This is a genomic window from Pseudomonas sp. LAIL14HWK12:I1, from assembly GCF_003202095.1.
Classification (GTDB): Bacteria; Pseudomonadota; Gammaproteobacteria; order Pseudomonadales; family Pseudomonadaceae; genus Aquipseudomonas; species Aquipseudomonas monteilii.
On record NZ_QJKG01000003.1, the window covers coordinates 1 to 18,714 of the forward strand.

The following is an 18,714-nucleotide window of genomic DNA, read 5'->3' on the forward strand; positions in this document are numbered from 1 at the left end:
GGGCAGCGTTCCAGGCCGAGTATGACCAGCAGGAAGCGGAATTTCAGGGCTACATCGACAAGAACGCCCGTGCTTATGTTGCGCTGTTCGACACCCCCATGTTCAAGGTGGCCGAGCAGTACGACTACGACGGCGATCACCGCGAGTCTGGCGTGGCCTATGCCAAGACCATGGCGTTGTGCCTGGGGGGTGGCATTACCGAGGCGGTGGCGCCCGGAACGAGTCCCACGGCCGGCACCAGCGAAACGCTCTGGCTGAAATGGCTACAGGATCCTGATAGTCCCCCTTACCGCGCGTTGCTGATGCGCGACCGTGCGTTGTTGGCCGGGTTGCTGCCCAGCTTTTCCGCCACCGACGTTATCAACTGGAATGACAGCGACAAGTTCTACGGCATGCTGAGCAAGATCATCGCCAGCGACGACGCCGGCTTGCGCATGCGCAACACCCTCAAGCAGGCCATCGCCGAAATCCAGGGTGCCCTCAACGCCGCCAGCCAGCGCTTGGCGCCCAGCCTGCCGTCAGGCATTCAGAACGCCGTGCGGCACCTGAACAGCGCGACGCAGTATCTCTACAACGGTGTGCACCTGATCGAGCTGGAAGTGAAGATGAAGCTGGGTGAGTACTACGCGCTGCAGAGTGCCCACTTGCGCGAATTGCAGCACAAGGCCAATGCCTCGATTGCCGAGGCAAGGGACCGGATGCATCGCAATGTCGATGACTTCGACCTCCATTCAACCAAGGCCTGGAACAAGGTGCGGCCGATCATGCAGCACGGGCTGATGAGCCTGGCCGTGCTTGATCCACGGTTTACCCACACCATGATCAGCGTAACGGTGTGGGTGGAGGGTACGGCTGAAGAGGTGCGTGGCCGGTTGCTTGAGGGAGCCAGTAAGGCAGTGACCCAGGCGAGTAGCGCGGCACAGATTGCCTTGGTGGATATCTCGGTGGCGGCGGGGACGCTGGAGGCGAATGCGCGCAAGGTGTTGGAGGAAGTGCGCATTACTTCGCAGCAGGCGGCGCAGTTGGTGCGAACTGGCTTTAGCGGCTTGCGGGGTGTGGCAGGCAGTTGGGAAGTATTGCTCGCGATAGGCGGGTTGTATTTGCAACACGACAGCCTGAGCAGAAACCAGGATAAAGCAGAAACCGAGATTGGGCCAAAGGCTCATGAGGCCAAGTTCGCGATGCAGGGTTCGCTGTTGGGGGTATTGGGCGGGCAGATTGAGTTGATTGGACTCGTCATGCGCTCCAGCACCAGCAACATAAACAGGCCATGGGCTCGGGGGGCTGCTGTCACTGGAAAAGCCATCATAAAAATAGGCGCTGTATTGAGTGCAGTTGCAGGTGTTTTTGACACGGTTCAAGCGATTTTGGCGAGAAAACGCACTTTGGCCACTGGTGATACTACAGCTGCTTCGCATTATAAATATTCAGCTTTAGCGTCTGGGGTGGGTACAGTGGCGTTTGTGTATGCAGTTTTCAGACCTTTCGTGTTTGGCCCGTTGGGCGTAGCAGTCACATTAAGTCTAGTTGCCTATGAATTGAGTAAACGAGCAGAAAGCAAAGAAGCAACTGCTCTAGAACGCTGGGCGCGGCGATGCTATTTTGGGTTCGCGAACGAAACTCCCTCCATACACTGGAATGCTCCGGAATTTTCAGACATAGCATTCGCTGACCTCAATGCTGCGACGTTGGGCGTTCAGGCAAAACTACACTTTGAGTCGAGTTTGGCTACGGACCCTACACTCCCCAAGATAGGAGGCTTGGTCGGCTTGAATACGATGCAAAAGCTCAAGTTTCTCGTCATATTGCCCAGGTTTATTAAGGCGAAGTCCGCCTATCGCTGGAAACTGATAGCGCATCGTTTCGGTGATGGAACGTTTCCGGATTTCGTAGGTGGAGAGACTATTGCCTCGGGCGATTACCTGGCACACGCAACGAAATCACTTTCTCCATCATCGTCATTTTCTAAATTTTCACCCCCGCGCCACCCGGACTATACGAGTGATTGTTCCATTGATGAAAACCAGAGACCCTATGCCGTCGAAGACGGCAGTGTTCAGCTTGAAATTTCTGGGGTTGTGCCCCTGGTTCCTATGATTGGGACCCACAGCTTGCTCGCCGCCACTCTGCTGATTATGTATTGGCCCGACCGCAATTTGCCGGACGCCTATATTGAAGTTTGCTCTCGGGAGATGAATGAATGACGCTTAAGTCCAAGGTTTTATGGGAGCGTGCTATAGGCTGGAGCTATGATCTGCCTTCAACGGGAGAGGAGCCAGATGGCCGCTGCTGGATAGAGGCTGTAGATCCCTCGCCTAATTATTTTAATGATGTCTACCTTGAACTGCCGAGGAAAACAATAAGCCTTCGAGGGGTTTCAGCATTAATCGGTATTCCTGGTTTGCTTTTTTGCGCTGGTTCGGTACTTTCTTTGTACTGGGATTTGTTCGTGTACGGATTGCAGCGTGACTGGTTAATGAATGTATTATTTCTGATTGGCTCGCCAATAATTCTATGGGCACTCATCCCTTACGCGATAGAGGATCTTGTCTTGCCCAGAGACGAACCCATCCGCTTCAATCGCCTGCGTCGAAAAATCTACATCTACGAGTGCAAGATCGACCGCATTTTCATCTTCAGCCGCAAACGCTGGGGCGTCCAGCCCGTCGCCTATAACTGGGACGACATCACCGCTGAGGTCTACCGCATCTACGCCCCCGGCCACGGGGGCCTGATCGAAAACGTCATGCTGTCAGTCCGTAATCCCGAAACCAATGAAGTCATTGACCGTGTCTTCTTCACGCATACCTTGGACCAAGGCAAGGCCTACTGGGCTATTGCCCGGCTCTTCATGCAGCAAGGCCCTGAAGCCCTACCCACATTCGTGCACCCACCCCGCGACTGGAACGACGACGATGGCCTGAGCCACATGCATTGCCTGGCACCTAAGGTTGAATGGCCAGCGGACATAGACCGCGAATCCCGTACTGCGCCCTCTGAAGAAGATGCAGTGGATGGCACCGGCTAGAACCGCTCTCACAGGGGCTCTGCAAAAATTGCTACGGTGGATTCACCCCTTCTTCAGCCTGTAGGCCAGGGCAGGGCGGGTCATGCCGAGCAGGCGGGCGGCTTCGGAAACGTTATGCCCACAGCGCTGCATGGCCTCCTGCATCAGCACCGCCTCGACGGCGTCCAGGCCTGTACCGCTGTCGAGAATCTGCGCCACCCAGCCGGGCGTAGCCTGGTCACCGTCTGCCACCAGCCGGCCATCGCTGCCCAGTCCGATACTGTCGAAAGCCGGAGGAGCATGCGGGAACAGCGCGTCCAGGCCGATGCTCTGATTCTCGTCGGTGATAATCACCCCGCGCTCCATGAGGTTTTCCAGTTCGCGGATGTTGCCCGGCCAGTCGTATTGCAGGCACACCTGCATCGCCCGGTCGCTGAGCCCACGGGTTTTCTTGCCGTAGCTGTGGTGCAGCCGGCCGAGGAAGTGCTCGATCAGCAGCGGGATGTCTTCGCGGCGTTCGCGCAGTGCCGGAATGTGCACCGGGAACACGTTCAGGCGGTAGAAAAGGTCGGCCCGAAAGCGTCCATCCTTCACGGCCTGTTCGAGGTTTTCGTGGGTGGCGGCGATCACCCGTACATCCACCGGCCGCGTGCGGCTGTCACCCACGCGCTCCAGTTCGCCTTCCTGCAGCACACGCAACAGGCTGGCCTGGGCGCGTGGGGTCAGCTCGACGATTTCGTCCAGGAACAGCGTGCCGCCGTTGGCCCGTTCGAAGCGGCCCATGCGTGCCTGCTGGGCGCCGGTGTAGGCGCCTTTCTCTACGCCGAACAGCTCGGCTTCGATCAGGTCCGGCGGTATGGTCGCGCAGTTCAGCGCCACGAACGCGGCCCCAGCGCGCTCGCTGCGCAGGTGCAGGCTGCGGGCGATCACTTCCTTGCCAACCCCGGTTTCGCCCAGCAACAGCACCGAGGCCTTGCCAGGGGCGACTTTGTCGGTGAGTGCGCAGCAGCGCCGGTACACCGCCGACTGGCCGATGCCATAGAATTGCCCCGACTCGTACTGCAGGCGCTGGCGCAGGTTGGCCACCTGCACCTGCAGCGACTGCAGCTCGTCGATCACCGGGTCGCTCTGGAAGTAGCGCAGGAAGGTGTCGGCATCCTCCCATTGCTCCACCGGCTTGCCGATGATGCGGCATTCGCTGCCGCCGCAGCCACGGCAACTGACCTCCTTGTACAGCACCTGGCGGCCGAGGAAGAACGAGCTGTAGCTGATGGCGTAACCGAGCAGCATCCAGCACACCGGTTGCTCGGAATGCAGGGCCTCGGACTGGCAGTTTTCCACCTCGAAGGAGTCCTGCCATTCGATGTCGGCGTAGAAATGGCCGTTGTCCAGGTCGATTTCCAGCTGCAGCGGGCGCACCTTGACCATGCCCTTGAGCGAATGCAGTTGCGGGCCGATGAAGAACATTTCCACCGGGTTGCCATTGGGCCGCAGCTTGCGCGCCAGCTCGGCATCCTTCAGCCCCGACTGGTAACCCAGGCGCAGGAAGAAGCCCTTGGCCCGCTCCACGCCAAGCATTTCGATCAGCTCGCGGCGCATGCTGGCCATGGTTGCGGCCTGCACCAGCAGCATGCGCTGCTCGTCCAGCCAGATCTTGCCTTCGGTGCCTTCAAACCGTACCCGTTCGGTCAGGTCCTTCAGCGCCGGCGCAGGTTCCGGCGCCCTGTACTGGGTAATCATTCGCTTGCGCCCCTTGTTTGTAGTTGTATGGGGAATCGGCGTGCACCCGCTCAGGCAAGGCGGGTTTGCTGGTCACGCCGGGACGACCGCAGTCTGCAGGCAAGGCCCGGGTCGATCTCTTTTCTAAACCGCCTGAAAGCGGCGCAAAAGTCAATCGCCGGTGACGTTTGCCATTTGCTCAAACGGCGCTGGCGCATTTGAGCAAATGATCAAACGGGCAGCCTGCAGCGTGCGCATAGCGCTGCCTGAGGGTAACGCTGAAAAAATTAAAATCCTTTAGAAACAATTGGTTGGGTTGGGTTCTTGGCGATTTCAACGCGCCTGGCACAGCCGTTGCTCTGGCCTATGACACGTCCAACCAGAGCACCAGCGCATGACTCAAGCCACCACCACCTTCGAGCAAATGCCGCGCTATGTCCGCGTACGTAGCGAGCCGGACGCGGCATTCGTCGAGTTCGACTTTGCCATCGGTTACCCGGAACTGTTCGTCGAACTGGTCCTGCCGCGCACGGCCTTCGCCAGCTTCTGCGCCAGCAACCGGGTGCGCCACATGGACGCTGCGATGGCCGCTGCCGTCGATGCCGACATGCGCAAGTGGCGCTATGGCGAAAGCCGCGACGCGGACGATTGAAGCGCCGCCTGCCGGCGCATTGCATCCCCACAACAACAAGTACAGGACGCCTTGCATGAGTATCGAGATCAAGACGGCCACGGTCGAGCCGATCCGCCAGACCTTCAGCCACATCCGCCGCCGTTTCGGTGACAAGCCGGCCAGCCGCTACCAGGAAGCCAGCTTCGACATCGAGGCCGCCACCAACTTCCACTACCGCCCGCTGTGGCAGCCCGACAAGCTGCTCAACGACCCCAGCCGTACCACCGTGCAGATGGCTGACTGGTACGCCGTCAGCGACCCGCGTCAGTACTACTACGGCGCCTACGTGCAAGCCCGGGCACGCATGCAGGAAAACGCCGAGCACAGCTTCGCCTTCTGCGAAAAGCGCGAGCTGCTAGCCAGCCTGCCGGCCGAAACCCGTGCTTTGGTCGCGCGCCTGCTGCTGCCGCTGCGCCATGCCGAGCTGGGCGCCAACATGAACAACAGCGGCATTGCCGCCGACGCGTTCGGCACCAGCGTCACCCAGATGCACATGTTCCACGCCATGGACCGCCTGGCCATTGCCCAGTACCTGTCGCGCATCGGCCTGCTGCTGGAGGACGACGGCCTGGCGTTGTTGGCCGAGGCCAAGCAGCGCTGGCTGGACGAGCCGGCCTGGCAAGGGCTGCGCCGCTATGTGGAGGACAGCCTGGTGGTGCATGACTGGTTCGAGCTGAGCCTGGCGCAGAACCTGGTCAGCGACGGCCTGCTGTATCCGCTGTTGTTCGAACACTTCGATGCGCAGCTGGTGGCCATCGGGGCAGGGCAGCTGGGCATGCTCACCGAGTTCATGCGCCTGTGGTTTGCCGAAAGCCAGCGCTGGGTCGATGCGCTGGTCAAGACGGCCGCAGCCGAGAGCCCATACAACCGTGAGTTGATCGAAGGCTGGGTGTGTGAGTGGCGCAGCCGTGCCGTGCAAGCGCTGCTGCCGCTGGCCGAGGCCGGCCCAGGCCGTGACGCGCTGGATGCTTGTGACAGCGCCTTTGGCGCACGCCTGAAAAAACTTGGCCTCAGTGGAGACGCCGCATGACTTCCCTCGTGTACATCGCCTTCCAGGACAACGACAGCGCCCGCTACATCGTCGAGGCCATCACCCAGGACAACCCGCATGCCCAGGTGCAGCACCAGCCGGCGATGATCCGCGTGCAGGCCGAAGGGCGCCTGGAAATCCACCGCGCCACGGTGGAAGAAAAGATCGGCCGTGAGTGGGACGTGCAGGAAATGCTGATCGACGTGATCACCCTCGGCGGCAACGTCGAGGAAGACGAAGACTGCTTCGCCCTGCACTGGAACTGATCCGCACAACGACAATAACAAGGGAGACCACCATGGCCGCCAAGCGCCTCAACCAGAAAGACAAGTACCGCTGCCTGACCCGCGACCTGGGCTGGGAGCCAAGCTACCAGAGCAAGGACGCCATCTACCCCTACGAGCGGTTCGAGGGCATCAAGATCACCGACTGGGACAAGTGGGAAGACCCGTTCCGCCTGACCATGGACGCCTACTGGAAGTACCAGGCCGAAAAAGAGAAGAAGCTGTACGCCATCTTCGATGCCTTCGCCCAGAACAACGGCCACCAGAACATCTCTGACGCCCGCTACGTGAACGCCCTGAAACTGTTCCTGAGCGGCGTCACCCCGCTGGAGTACCAGGCCTACCAGGGCTTCGCCCGTGTCGGCCGGCACTTTGGTGGCGCCGGCGCACGGGTGGCCTGCCAGATGCAGGCCATCGACGAGTTGCGCCACGTGCAGACCCAGGTGCATGCCATGAGCCACTACAACAAGCACTTCAACGGCCTGCATGACTTCGCCCACATGCACGACCGGGTGTGGTTCCTGTCGGTGCCCAAGTCGTTCTTCGAAGATGCGCGCACAGCCGGCCCGTTCGAGTTCCTCACCGCCATCTCGTTCTCGTTCGAGTACGTGCTGACCAACCTGTTGTTCGTGCCGTTCATGTCGGGTGCCGCGTTCAACGGCGACATGGCCACGGTCACCTTCGGCTTCTCGGCGCAGTCCGACGAAGCCCGGCACATGACCCTGGGCCTGGAGGTGATCAAGTTCCTGCTGGAGCAACACGAGGACAATGTGCCCATCGTGCAGCGCTGGATCGACAAGTGGTTCTGGCGCGGTTACCGGCTGCTGACCCTGGTCGGGATGATGATGGACTACATGCTGCCCAACAAGGTGATGTCCTGGGCCGAAGCCTGGGAGGTGTACTTCGAACAGGCCGGTGGCGCGTTGTTCAAGGACCTGGAACGCTATGGCATCCGCCCGCCGAAGTACGTCGAGCAGACCACCATCGGCAAGGAACACATCAGCCACCAGGCCTGGTCGATTTTCTACCAGTACAGCCAGGCCACCAACTTCCACACCTGGATCCCCACCGACGAGGAGCTGGACTGGCTGTCGGCCAAGTACCCGGACACCTTCGACCGCTACTACCGGCCACGCTACGAGCATTGGCGCGAGCTGCAGGCGCGGGGTGAGCGCTTTTACAACCCGACGCTGCCGATGTTGTGCCAGATCTGCCAGATCCCGCTGGCCTTCACCGAGCCGGATGCGCCCACGCAACTGAGCCATCGCAGCCTGGTGCATGAGGGCGAGCGCTACCACTTCTGCTCCGATGGCTGCTGCGACATCTTCGCCTTCGAGCCGGACAAGTACGTGCAGGCCTGGCTGCCGGTGCATCAGATCCTGCAGGGCAACTGCGGTGGCGGCGATGTCGAGGCGGTCGTGCGCAACTACTACAACATCGACCCCGGGCAGGACAACTTCGAGTACCAGGGTTCGCCCGAACAGCAGCGCTGGCAGGCCTTGCAAGGCACCGGGCGCAAGACCGGCTGAGCCACCGAACCACCAGGGCGCCGTTGACGCGCCCTGGCCCTACAAGAACAAGAGGAACAACGCCATGCCCGTGACCTCCATCGGCACCTACACTGCCCAGCCCCTGGACCGCCAGGCCAACTTCCACGGCGCCCAGCTGGTGTACCTGTGCTGGGAAAACCACCTGCTGTTCTGCGCACCGTTCACCCTGCCGGTGGACCCGGCGCTGCCCTTCGCCGCTTTCATCGAGCAGGTGGTCAAACCGGCCATTGCCCTGCACCCGGATGCCGCCCAGGTGGACTTCGCCACTGCGCGGTGGCGCCTGGATGAGCAGCCCTTCACGCCCGACCTGGCCCGTGGCCTGGCGGCCAACGGCATCACCCACAAAAGCCTGCTGCACCTGCATACCCCCGGCCTTGAAGGCCTGGGCGGCAGCCACAACTGAGGAGTGCCGCCATGAGCTATCAAGTCACCATCGAACCCACTGGTGAACAGATTGAAGTAGAGGAGGGGCAGACCATTCTCGAAGCCGCCCTGCGCCAGGGCGTGTGGCTGCCGTTTGCCTGCGGCCACGGCACCTGCGCTACCTGCAAGTGCCAGGTACTGGAAGGCGAGGTCGACCTCGGTGCCGCTTCGTCCTTCGCTCTGATGGACATGGAACGCGACGAGGGCAAGGTGCTGGCCTGTTGCGCCATCCCGCAGAGCGACCTGGTCATCGAGGCCGACATCGACGTCGACCCGGACTTCGCCGGCCTGCCGGTGCAGGACTACCACGCCGTAGTCACTCGGCTGGTCGAACTGTCACCGACCATTCGCGGCGTGCACCTGAAACTCGACCGGCCGATGGCCTTCCAGGCCGGGCAGTATGTGAACCTGCAACTGCCAGGCATTGAAGGCAGTCGCGCATTTTCCCTGGCCAACCCGCCCCAGCAGGCGGATGAGATGGAACTGCATGTGCGCCTGGTGGAAGGCGGCGTGGCCACGGGGTACATTCACCAGCAGCTCAAGGTGGGCGATGCGCTGGCGCTGTCCGGCCCATACGGGCAGTTTTTCGTGCGCAGCTCACAACCGGGCGACCTGATTTTCATCGCTGGCGGCTCGGGGCTTTCCAGCCCGCAGTCGATGATTCTCGACTTGCTGGCGCGTGGCGATACCCGCCGCATCACCCTGTTCCAGGGCGCTCGTACCCGTGCCGAGCTGTACAACCGCGAACTGTTCGAAGCGCTGGCTGCCCGCCATGCCAACTTCAGCTATGTGCCAGCCCTCAGCCAGGCTGCCGAAGACGCGCAGTGGCAAGGTGTGCGCGGTTACGTGCACGACGCGGCCAGGCAGCATTTCGATGGCCGCTTCAACGGCCACAAGGCTTACCTGTGCGGCCCACCACCCATGATCGATGCGGCCATCACTTGCCTGATGCAGGGCCGACTGTTCGAACGCGACATCTTCATGGAGCGCTTCTACAGCGCCGCAGACGGTGCCTCCGAAGGCCAGCGTTCGGCCCTGTTCAAACGCATCTGAACCTTTTGGCGTCTGGCTCCCTGGCCACAGGGGGCTGGCGTGCACCCGACCGATAACAACAAGAAAGGTTGACCCGATGACCCCGACCCTTGCAAACCTGCTGCGCCTTGCCGTGTGTGCCTCGTTGTTCGGCGCTGCCAACCTGTCCCATGCCACCGAGGGGGGCGGCACGTCCTACCCGCTCGGTGCCGAAAACTACATGTCTGGCGCCATGCCGCCACCTGGCTTCTACGGCCAGCTGTTCGTCAACCACTACGAAGCCGACAACCTGCGCGGCAACGACGGGCGCAAACTGCCGGTGGACTTTCGGGTGCGCGCCAACGCCCTCGTGCCGCGGCTGATCTGGGTAAGTGACTACACCGTGCTGGGTGGCAGCTTGGCGCTGCATGCCATCGTGCCGCTGGTGGATGTGAAGGTCTCGCTCAATGGCCAGTCGCAGCACAACAGCGGCCTGGGCGACGTGATCTTCGGCCCGGCACTGGGCTTTCACCACAGTGACAAGTTTCACAGCATCCTGGCCTTCGACATGATTGCCCCCACCGGTCGTTACGACAAGAACGACCTGGCCAACCCCGGGCGCAACTATTGGGTGTTCGAGCCGGTGTACGCGATGAGCTACATCGACCCGGCCGGGCTCAACCTGGATGCCAAGGTGATGTACGACTTCAACAGGCGCAACCCGGCCACCGATTACCGTTCGGGGCAGGAGTTTCATGTGGACTATGCCGTGGGATGGGGCCTTGGGAATGGCTGGGTGCTGGGAGTAGGGGGGTATTACTATCGGCAGACGACTGACGACCGTCAGGACGGTGAGCGTATCGAAGACAACAAGGGGCGCAGCTTTGCCATCGGCCCGTCGATCAAGTACAGCGGCAAGGATGGCTGGTTCGTGACGGCGAAGTGGTCGAAGGAAACCGAAGTGCGCAATCGCGCCCAGGGTGATGCCTACTGGTTGAAGCTGACCTTGCCATTCTGAAAGGGGGGCTGCTGTGCAGCCCATCGCCGGCAAGCCAGTGCAGGCACTACAAGGCTGCCTGTACTGGCCGATTCATCAGGCCACATCTACCAGCACGATCTCGCTGTCTTCGATGGCGGTCACCCGCAACACTTCTTCCTGCTCGATCGCCACGCCATCACGCGCCTTGGCCCGCAACCCGTTCACCTCCACCAGCCCCTTGGCCGGCACCAGGTAACCCCGGCGTGCGGCATCGAAGCAGTACTCGGCGGTTTCCCCAGCACGCAAGGTAGCAGCCACCAGCCGCGCATCGGTGCGAATCTGCAGGCTGTCTTCATCGCCCACGCGGCCGCTGGCCAGGGTCACGAAGCCTTCACCACGTTCGCCTTTTGGGAACGGCCGGGTGCCCCACTGCGGTGCTTCACCGGTGCGCTCCGGCACGATCCAGATCTGGAAGATACGGGTATCGACGTCCTCCAGGTTGTACTCGCTGTGCACGATGCCGGTACCGGCGCTCATTACCTGCACGTCTCCGGCTTCGGTGCGGCCCTTGTTGCCCAGGCTGTCCTGGTGGCTGATCGCGCCTTCACGCACATAGGTGATGATTTCCATGTCGCGGTGCGGGTGCGGCGGGAAGCCGCTGCCGGCTGCGATCAGGTCGTCGTTCCATACCCGCAGGTTGCCCCAGTGCATGCGCGCCGGGTCGTAGTACTCGGCAAACGAGAAATGGTGGTGGGCGTCCAGCCAGCCATGGTTGGCGTGGCCGAGGCTATCAAACGGTCGTAATTGCAGCATGATCGTGCTCCTTGAAACGGTGGAATGACGCCATGATGCGCTAAGTAAACATCGAAAATAAGCGTAAATATCGGCTTAAAACAATCAGTTTAATAGATGTTATTGTTGCCGGCCTTTCTTCGCTTCATCGCCTAATCCACTGATCTGCAAGCATTCGCTGGCGATTTTCCGTCGATGCAGCGAACATGCCCGCTGATTTTGTTTTTCAACGGAGTGACCGTGGCCCACGAGCAACCCCAGGCCCCCGCCGACCTTACCCCGCCCGCCCAACTGCCCTGGTTTCGCCGCCTGGTCGCCCGTCTGCTGGGGCGTGGCCTGACCCGCCTGCAGGCTCAGCACCGCGACTCCTGGTTCCTCGGCCACGCCAGCGGGCAGCGCACGGGCCATGCCGAGGGTGAGCGCGAAGGGTTCGAGCGCGGTCGGGTGGAAGGCTACGAGGCCGGGCGCCAGGTGCTGGTTATTCGCGATACCCGCCCCGACACCGCCGCCGTGCCTGGGCAGGACGATAACCTGTTCGATGACTGGCGCCTGCCATTGACGGCCGAGCTGAAAAAGCGCTTCAAGGCTGATGTGGCCCAGCGTCTGCCTGCCGAGGCCCAGCCCAGTGCCGCGCAATGGAAGCTGATCTTCAGTGACACACCCTCCACCTGCGTGGTGGCCGGGGCTGGGGCAGGCAAGTCCACATCGCTGGTGCTGCGCATTTTGCTGCTGCGCCATTATTTGGGCTACGAGCTGGACGCGATGACCGTGGTCACATTTACCCGCGAGTCGCGCAAGGACTTCATCAAGCGCCTGTTGCACGTGTTCGCGCTGTGGCAGATCAACCTGCAACCGGTGCAGGCACGCGAGCTGGTGCGCACCTTCCATTCACGCATTCTGCCGCTGGTGCGCAGCCTGCCGGGTTTCGGCCTGGTGCGCGCATTCGAGACGCTGGGTAATGAGATGCCCGCCGGGCGTGAGGCCGAGGCCGACAGCAACCCGTTCGACCTGCGACTTAACGATGCCCAGCGCCAGCAATTGAACCAGTGCTACAGCAGCTTGCTGGGCGAGAGCCCGCGTTTTGCCGAGCTGGTCGGCCTGTTGCGCAGCGAAGCGTTGCAACTGAAGCCACTGGACCCGAACAACCCTGATGTGCAGAAGCGCGCACAGGTTACGCAGCTGGCGGCCCAGCGCGACGAAGAGCTGTGCGATGTGATCGAGGACCTGTGGTTCGCCGCTGGTGCCTGGCCGATCAAGGGTATCGAACCTTGCCGCGAAACCGTCGACATCCGTGGCAGCCGCTTCCATGTGCATGGCCGGCTGGAAGGCCAGGGGCCTTGGGTGGTGCTGGGCTTCGACCCCGCAGAAAGTGCCCAGTATCAGCGCCCCGGCGCCAAGCTGGCCGTGCGTGCCGAGTGGGCGGTCAAGCGCACCTTGTTGCAGGCCTTCTGCGACAGGCCGCTGATCTGGCTCGACAACTACGCCATGGCCCGGCGCCTGGCGGCCTCGCTGGCGGGCGATGCCGTGGCTGGCCCGGGGTTCGAGTACAAGGTCAAGGGTGAGCTGGCCCCGGCGCCGTTGCTGGATGCCTTTGTCGGCGCGGCCAACTTCATCGAGAACCTTGGCCTGGACGTGAACAACGCGGTGGCGGCGATGAGCTTCCCGTCGGGCGACAGTGATGCCTTGTTCTTCGAGGCCCTGGCCCTGTACTGGAAAGCCCTGGAGGCGCACCTGCTGGACCAGTCGCCGCCGGTGATGAGCTACAACCGTATGTTCGCCTTGTTTGGGGAGAACAACCCGGAAAACCTGAAACTGCTGCCCGACCCGCTGCTGCGGCCACTGGCGCACCTGATGATCGACGAGTTCCAGGACGTGTCGCCGCAGATCGTCAGTTGGCTGCGCGCCAGCCTCGCCGAAATCCGCCGACGCGGCCCGGCCATGCACACCGGGCGCCATGCGCAGCATTCGTCGTTGCTGTGCGTGGGGGACGACTGGCAGTCGATTTACGGCTGGCGTGGCAGTTCGCCCAAGTACTTCATGGAGTTCACCAAGGCCTTCCCGTCGCCGTCCAGCACTCGGGTGATGCTGGTCGACAATTACCGCTGCCAGCAGCAGGTGATCGACGCGGCCGAGCATCTGGTGAAGGGCACCCCGGCAATTGCTGGCAAGAAAGCCCGGGCCAGTGGCCCGGCAGCCGAACTCCCGGGTTCGCCAGTGAAGGTATTCGACCGTGATGAGGCCGCCCTGGGCGAAACGCTGATGGAGCACTATCAGCGGGGCGAGACGGTGATGATGCTGTACCGCAAGGGCAGCGACAGGGCCTTGATGAACGAGCACCTGCAAAGCGTGCTGCACGCCGAAGCCGCATTGCCGGCCGAACAGCGCCGGCTGCGCCAGCTGACCTACCACAGTGCCAAGGGCTTGCAGGCCGATGCGGTGTTCATGCTGGGCGACTGCCAGTACCTGACCAGCTCGCCCTACAAAAACCAGGTGTATCGCCAGGCCGGGCTGGGCAAGGCCGGTGATGCCCAACCGTTCGATACGGCGCAAAAGGAAGAAGTGCAGCGTCTGGCCTATGTGGCGGTGACCCGTGCGGTGCAGCACTGCTATTGGCATGTGGAGGCCGCCAATGCTGATGCGGCGGTGGCCCCGCGGGCGTCCAGTCAGGTGGATGGCCGGCAGGCCTTCTTTGAAGACCTGCGCGGTCAGTAGGATGCCTAGTCCTTCGGGTCTAGCGCGCGGGTGAGTGTTTCGAACAACGCTTCGCGCTGCTGATCACGGCCAGTATTGAGCCGACGGCTGGCCTGGTCATACGCCTGGCTGCCGAGCTCCATTCTCTGCAGTTGCCCGCGTTCGTCCAGCGGTGGCTCAGGCAGTACCTCGGTGAGGGCTTGCAGCACCGGGTCATCCAGTGAAGTGATCACTGCGTTCTCGGCATCCAGGCAATAGTCCAGATATTGCATGCCTTGATACCAGCGTTCATCCAGCGTTGCGAAGCGGCTGGCGAAACGCTGGGCAAGGTAGCGTTGCCAACTGGGCTGCCGCGCAATCCAGGACCTGCGCTCTGTGGCCGTACTGTCTAGCCGCAGAACGGCACGTTCGACATTGTTTTGCACGCGTGCTGAAATCATCGCTTCGTGGCGATACAGCATGCCTTGGCTGGTTTCTGGGAAATTGAGCGACCTCGCCAGCGATTGGCGCAGGGCCAGGCGTATTTCAATGAGGTCCACGCCGCCATTGAGCAAGGCGCCATCTTCAACGTCGTCAAGGCCGTCCAGCGCAGGCACGTCAAGCCTTTGCGGCTGCGCCTGTGCGGGTAACCGCTCCAGCTCTTGCAAGCGGGCCTGACGCGCCAGGCGGGCAAGCTGTAGTTGCTCGCCTATCGCGTTGACCATTTCGCGGCGATAGAGGCTTCTGAAAAAGTTGAAGAGCGCGGTAGGGCGTTCTGCGTCCTCGGCCAGTTGCCTGAACACCTGTGCTTCGAGCTCCAGGGCGCTGAACGCATCGGTATTGGCATCGCCACAGGTAGGTGGGTACTCTTGCGCGACAGTGTCCAGGTGGGTTCGCAACTCTTCATCCTGCCCTGCCTGCTCCAGTAGCTGCCAGACTTGGCGGGTCAGACTACGCAAGTTGCGCTCGGCCTGCCGCGAGCGCGCCACGCCTTCGACCACCTCGCGCAAATGCCGGTTTGAATCACCTTCGAACAGCTCGTCCCAAAGCTGCGCCTGATCCGGGCTGGCATCCACGAGCCAGAAGTCCACGCTGATAGCCGACAGCTGATCGTCGCTATGCACTTCGACGCCTGCCATGCGCAGCTGGCGATTGCTGCCAGTATCCAGATTGTTTTCGTTGAAGGTCCAGATGGCATCACCGCTTGGCGTACGCAGGGCATTGGCAAAGGCGCTGGTCAGCACCTGGTCGAGGTCTGGTATGTGGTCGATTGGGTTGTAGCTCAGGTTTAGGTGACGCAATTGCAGGTCGGCCTGCGTCATCAGTGGTGTGAGGCCGCGCGGCCATTCAAGCAGGCTACAGTTGCGCAGTTGAAGGTTGGCCAGGCGAGTGAGGCCGGTCACATGGGGGGCGTGGCCCAGAGGGTTGTTGGTCATTCGCAAGTCGCGCAGGTGTTGCAGGCGGGTAAAGCGGGCTGCCAGCGGTTCAGTCAACACGATGTGGTTGTTTTCAAGGTCAAGGTCCTCAAGGGGCAGTTGTGCAAGGGCTTGCAGGTCGGTTTCGTCGAGCTGCAGCCTGTTCAGGCGCAGGCTCAGCCGGCGCAAGTGGGGCAGGCTGGCCAGGCGCTGGCGCATGCTGTCAGTCAGGCTGCCGAGCTGGTTGTTGCCTAGCTCCAGCACTTCCAGTTGCGGTGTGGATGCCAGTGCCCGGAACAGGCCCTCGAAGTCGAGCTCTGGGCTTTGTGCCAGGCGCAGGGTGCGCAGCGAGGGGAAACTCTGGAAAAAGTCTGCAGGTATCTGGCGGATGCCGATGGCGCGAATGTTCAGGGTGGTGATGTGATCGAAGCGCGCCGGCAAGGACGGCAGCGTGTCGATGTCCAGGCCTTGAAGTGTCAGGCTGTCGGGGTCGTCGCGGCGCCAGGCGGCATTGAACAGGTCGCGCACCACGGTACGCGCGTTGCGCTGGTTTTCATTGCCCTGGCTTGCCCAGTGATGCAGCGTGCTGTCGAGGTTATCGCGCTCGATTTCCAGCGCCCTGAGCTGAGCTGCCATATCACCACGCTGGGTCAGCTGAGCCCGCAATGCGTTACGCGCTTGTGCGTCCAAGCCTGGGTAGAGCGAACGTAAGCGCCGATCTATCGTGTTGCGCCAAGGTAGCCGGCCGCTGAGCGGGTAGCCAAGGCCCCCGTCGGCCAGGCGCATTGGCGAACGGTAGCCTGGTCTGATCGGCTGCTGCCCGATCAGCCTGGCCGCACGCCCCCGGTCGGTGACGGCCATCTCATACCGTTGTCGTGCATCAAGGCCAGGGTGCTCGGCTCTGAGCGCAACGTCCAGCACCTCACTGTCTGCAGTGGCCAGCCCAGGGCGAAAAAGCCCCAGCAAGGCCCTGCTCAGGCGGGCGTGTGCCTGCAGGGCTCGGGCCTCTTCGGCAACCCGCAAGGGGACCTTGCCTTCGGCCAGGCTCAGGCGTTCACTGATGCAGGTCCTGGCCATGATCTGACCGATGGCGCGCTGCGGCAGGCCCGGAAACTGTCTGATTAGTGGCTGGGCTTCTTCGGGAAAACTGACCTCATTTCGCGCGCTCAGCCTGTCAAGTGCATCGGCCAGCAACGCAGGGGGATGCTGCGCTGCAACCTGGGTTTGGCGAAGTTCATTGCCTTGCACCCCTGAGCACTTGAGTGCCGCTTCCAGTTCCTCGTCATTCAGGCCGTCACTGATTGGCCCCAGGCGCCGCAATAGATGCAGCTCCTCCCACTCGAGCGGCATTTCATGTGCCGCTCGCCATGCGCCTGCGCCGTTATCGCGCACGAGTGGCCGATAGGCCTGTGGGTCCTGCGGGTGGGGGATTCGCCATTGGCCGCGCGCTTGTACCTGTTCGTACACAGTCCCATCGATGCGTATGTAGTGGCGCCCGTCTATCGTGTAGCGGCCTTGTGCATCGGGCTCAAGGTGTTCGATGGATACCGGGCTTGCGTGGTCCTTGAGCGTGGCGCTCCACAAGTAGTCCTTGCCATCCTTGACGACGCTCTGCATGGCATCGACGAAACCTGAAGCCTTCAGCGCCACAGCACCGCCACCCACTGCAGCCACCATGACTACGTTCATCAACACTGACTCAAGTTGAGCCACAGCCTCTTCGTTGTCACCTTCCTCCCAGGCCGAGATGCCTTCGAAGACGTTGTCCATGATCTGCGCGGCGCCGATGGCGAGCATGATCGGGTTCATGCATGGCACGACCATGGCAGCGACGTTCAGCACGGTCATGCCAAGATCCAGCCAGTATTCGATGTTGCGCAGACGTACCCTGGCGTCTACGTCTTCGGTAGGCACCGCGACCCAGCGGGCATCGGCCTTCAGGCGTGTAAGGTGCTTGGCCTCCAGTGGCGACCAAGGGATGTTTGGCAAGTTTGTGTCGATGGATTCCAGGTGTATCGACTTGCGAGGCTCCAACTGCGTTGCATCGTCCTGGTCGGGGTTGCTGTAAAGGGCTCGCATCAGTCGCTTGTTTAACGCCGCTTGCTGAGATTGCAGGGCCAGGGCGACAAAGCGCTTGCGGTAGTCGTCCTGCAGCAGTTGCTGGCGCAGGTACTTGTGTGCATCCCCTAGCGAGGCAAACTCCCTGAGCGTATCCCCATCCACCGGGTTATAGAGAAACACCGGGTCATGCTTGCGGTTTTGCGCGGGTGCGATGAACAGCAGCTCGTGGATGGGGATGCCAAACAACTGCAATTGCCAGCAATGCAGGGGGCGGCCTTGGTAGGTGGCGTTGGCGGGCTCTGCACAGAGGCCATGCATCGCCAAAGAGCCGGAAGCGCTGAGGTGGCCTTTGCAGGCAGCGATACGGGTTTGTACACGGAACTCGTCACGCCGAGCGTTGATGGCCAGCGAATGCAGCTTGGTTTTGCTCGCACCGCTGTAGACCTGGTCAAGGTGCTGCTGGTAACGCTGGCCCAGGTTCAGTGCCCGGCATTGCTCAATGTAGCTCGCCAGCGTCAACCCTTCGATTAGCCTGATGTTTTGGCGACTGTGCTGCAGGCGGCTCAAGCGCGTGGTATCGGCAAGGCCTTCGAAGTTGTGCAAGGCCGCTTCGAGGAGGCTGCGATACTGAGGGTTACCCTTGGGTATGATTTCGCCCAGCTCGTGTGGCACTGCAGGTCCGCCAGGTAGCCCGCCCGGTTGTTTGACGGAGGTTGCTTGATACACGTACTGAGCCTGAGTGACCGGTATGCCGATGCTCAGTTGTTTCTGCAGCAGTGGGGCGCAGAATTCGGAGATGCCCTGCAAGGCGCCGAGCGCCGCCTGCAGGGCCCTGTAGCTGGCGTCGCGTCTGGCGATGGCGCGCTGCAGGGCCTGGCGGGTGAGTTCGTCTGCCTGGTCATACCAAGCGTAGGTATTGCCGTCGGTGTCTTGGTAATCCTTGCGCAGTCGCCTCATTATCTGGCCGGCATGTTCACTGTGCAGTGCCTTGCTCCAGTCGGGAAGGGAACGCACGATTTGCGCGTGGTGGTAAGGGGTGTGGCTCATGTCGGTGCTCCGTATTCGGGAGCCGCTATGGGGCCGTATAAGCTGGCAGTCTG

The 18,714-nt window shown here is 61.8% G+C and carries 13 protein-coding genes; 10 read left to right on the plus strand and 3 right to left on the minus strand.

Features of this window, described 5'->3' with window-relative positions; all coding sequences use genetic code 11:
* Together D906_RS09365 and D906_RS26760 are read left to right on the plus strand one after the other, a co-directional pair.
* Nucleotides 1–2,204 (plus strand): T6SS effector BTH_I2691 family protein (locus D906_RS09365; protein ID WP_256586151.1); only part of this gene is annotated, 2,204 nt, incomplete at its 5' end.
* Nucleotides 2,201–3,028, plus strand: a complete 828-nt coding sequence (locus tag D906_RS26760; RefSeq protein WP_232104675.1) for a DUF6708 domain-containing protein — start codon at nt 2,201–2,203, stop codon at nt 3,026–3,028. The genes D906_RS09365 and D906_RS26760, both read left to right, overlap by 4 nt.
* A 42-nt stretch (nt 3,029–3,070) precedes the next feature.
* Here D906_RS26760 and D906_RS09375 read toward each other — a convergent pair whose 3' ends face one another.
* Nucleotides 3,071–4,747 (minus strand): sigma-54-dependent Fis family transcriptional regulator, encoded by a 1,677-nt coding sequence (locus tag D906_RS09375; RefSeq protein WP_019097313.1) that lies wholly within the window; start codon nt 4,745–4,747, stop codon nt 3,071–3,073.
* A 373-nt stretch (nt 4,748–5,120) separates the two neighbouring features.
* Here D906_RS09375 and D906_RS09380 point away from each other — a divergent pair, with 373 nt between their 5' ends.
* The 7 genes from D906_RS09380 to D906_RS09410 all read left to right on the plus strand — a co-directional run bounded on the left by D906_RS09380 (nt 5,121) and on the right by D906_RS09410 (nt 10,715).
* Nucleotides 5,121–5,378, plus strand: a complete 258-nt coding sequence (locus D906_RS09380) for a phenol hydroxylase subunit (RefSeq protein WP_027615104.1) — start codon at nt 5,121–5,123, stop codon at nt 5,376–5,378.
* Between the two features lie 55 nt (nt 5,379–5,433).
* Nucleotides 5,434–6,429, plus strand: coding sequence for an aromatic/alkene monooxygenase hydroxylase subunit beta (locus D906_RS09385; RefSeq protein WP_019097311.1), 996 nt, complete (start codon nt 5,434–5,436; stop codon nt 6,427–6,429).
* The gene (locus D906_RS09390) at nt 6,426–6,695 is read left to right on the plus strand and encodes an MmoB/DmpM family protein (protein WP_019097310.1); all 270 of its coding nucleotides are present in this window, start codon (nt 6,426–6,428) and stop codon (nt 6,693–6,695) included. The genes D906_RS09385 and D906_RS09390 overlap by 4 nt, the downstream gene beginning before the upstream one ends.
* Before the next feature lie 32 nt (nt 6,696–6,727).
* Complete coding sequence (locus D906_RS09395; RefSeq protein WP_019097309.1) at nt 6,728–8,242, plus strand: aromatic/alkene/methane monooxygenase hydroxylase/oxygenase subunit alpha; 1,515 nt, start codon at nt 6,728–6,730, stop codon at nt 8,240–8,242.
* Between the two features lie 64 nt (nt 8,243–8,306).
* Complete coding sequence (locus D906_RS09400) at nt 8,307–8,666, plus strand: phenol hydroxylase subunit P4 (RefSeq protein ID WP_027615105.1); 360 nt, start codon at nt 8,307–8,309, stop codon at nt 8,664–8,666.
* Nucleotides 8,667–8,677: 11 nt separating this feature from the next.
* Nucleotides 8,678–9,739 (plus strand): NADH:ubiquinone reductase (Na(+)-transporting) subunit F, encoded by a 1,062-nt coding sequence (locus tag D906_RS09405; protein WP_016714636.1) that lies wholly within the window; start codon nt 8,678–8,680, stop codon nt 9,737–9,739.
* A 76-nt stretch (nt 9,740–9,815) separates the two neighbouring features.
* Nucleotides 9,816–10,715 (plus strand): transporter, encoded by a 900-nt coding sequence (locus D906_RS09410; protein WP_019097308.1) that lies wholly within the window; start codon nt 9,816–9,818, stop codon nt 10,713–10,715.
* A gap of 75 nt (nt 10,716–10,790) precedes the next feature.
* Here the strand turns inward: D906_RS09410 and D906_RS09415 are convergent, their stop codons facing one another.
* A complete protein-coding gene (locus D906_RS09415) occupies nt 10,791–11,489 on the minus strand; it encodes a pirin family protein (RefSeq protein ID WP_027609093.1) in 699 nt (232 codons plus the stop codon).
* Between the two features lie 174 nt (nt 11,490–11,663).
* Between D906_RS09415 and D906_RS09420 the strand changes: the two genes are divergently transcribed.
* Nucleotides 11,664–14,180 carry a UvrD-helicase domain-containing protein gene (locus D906_RS09420; protein ID WP_033693196.1) on the plus strand — a complete coding sequence of 839 codons (2,517 nt, stop codon included), beginning with the start codon at nt 11,664–11,666 and terminating at the stop codon, nt 14,178–14,180.
* 5 nt (nt 14,181–14,185) lie between these two features.
* On the opposite strand, the gene D906_RS09425 is transcribed toward D906_RS09420, so the two are convergent.
* A complete protein-coding gene (locus D906_RS09425; RefSeq protein ID WP_027615106.1) occupies nt 14,186–18,661 on the minus strand; it encodes an NEL-type E3 ubiquitin ligase domain-containing protein in 4,476 nt (1,491 codons plus the stop codon).
* Nucleotides 18,662–18,714 lie beyond the last annotated feature (53 nt).

What these genes read in the sequence shown, in the direction of transcription:
- D906_RS26760 (WP_232104675.1), top strand. Translation starts at nt 2,201, where the DNA reads ATGACGCTTAAGTCCAAGGTTTTATGGGAGCGTGCTATAGGCTGGAGC.
- D906_RS09375 (WP_019097313.1), bottom strand. Translation starts at nt 4,747, where the DNA reads ATGATTACCCAGTACAGGGCGCCGGAACCTGCGCCGGCGCTGAAGGAC.
- D906_RS09380 (WP_027615104.1), top strand. Translation starts at nt 5,121, where the DNA reads ATGACTCAAGCCACCACCACCTTCGAGCAAATGCCGCGCTATGTCCGC.
- D906_RS09385 (WP_019097311.1), top strand. Translation starts at nt 5,434, where the DNA reads ATGAGTATCGAGATCAAGACGGCCACGGTCGAGCCGATCCGCCAGACC.
- D906_RS09390 (WP_019097310.1), top strand. Translation starts at nt 6,426, where the DNA reads ATGACTTCCCTCGTGTACATCGCCTTCCAGGACAACGACAGCGCCCGC.
- D906_RS09395 (WP_019097309.1), top strand. Translation starts at nt 6,728, where the DNA reads ATGGCCGCCAAGCGCCTCAACCAGAAAGACAAGTACCGCTGCCTGACC.
- D906_RS09400 (WP_027615105.1), top strand. Translation starts at nt 8,307, where the DNA reads ATGCCCGTGACCTCCATCGGCACCTACACTGCCCAGCCCCTGGACCGC.
- D906_RS09405 (WP_016714636.1), top strand. Translation starts at nt 8,678, where the DNA reads ATGAGCTATCAAGTCACCATCGAACCCACTGGTGAACAGATTGAAGTA.
- D906_RS09410 (WP_019097308.1), top strand. Translation starts at nt 9,816, where the DNA reads ATGACCCCGACCCTTGCAAACCTGCTGCGCCTTGCCGTGTGTGCCTCG.
- D906_RS09415 (WP_027609093.1), bottom strand. Translation starts at nt 11,489, where the DNA reads ATGCTGCAATTACGACCGTTTGATAGCCTCGGCCACGCCAACCATGGC.
- D906_RS09420 (WP_033693196.1), top strand. Translation starts at nt 11,664, where the DNA reads ATGCAGCGAACATGCCCGCTGATTTTGTTTTTCAACGGAGTGACCGTG.
- D906_RS09425 (WP_027615106.1), bottom strand. Translation starts at nt 18,661, where the DNA reads ATGAGCCACACCCCTTACCACCACGCGCAAATCGTGCGTTCCCTTCCC.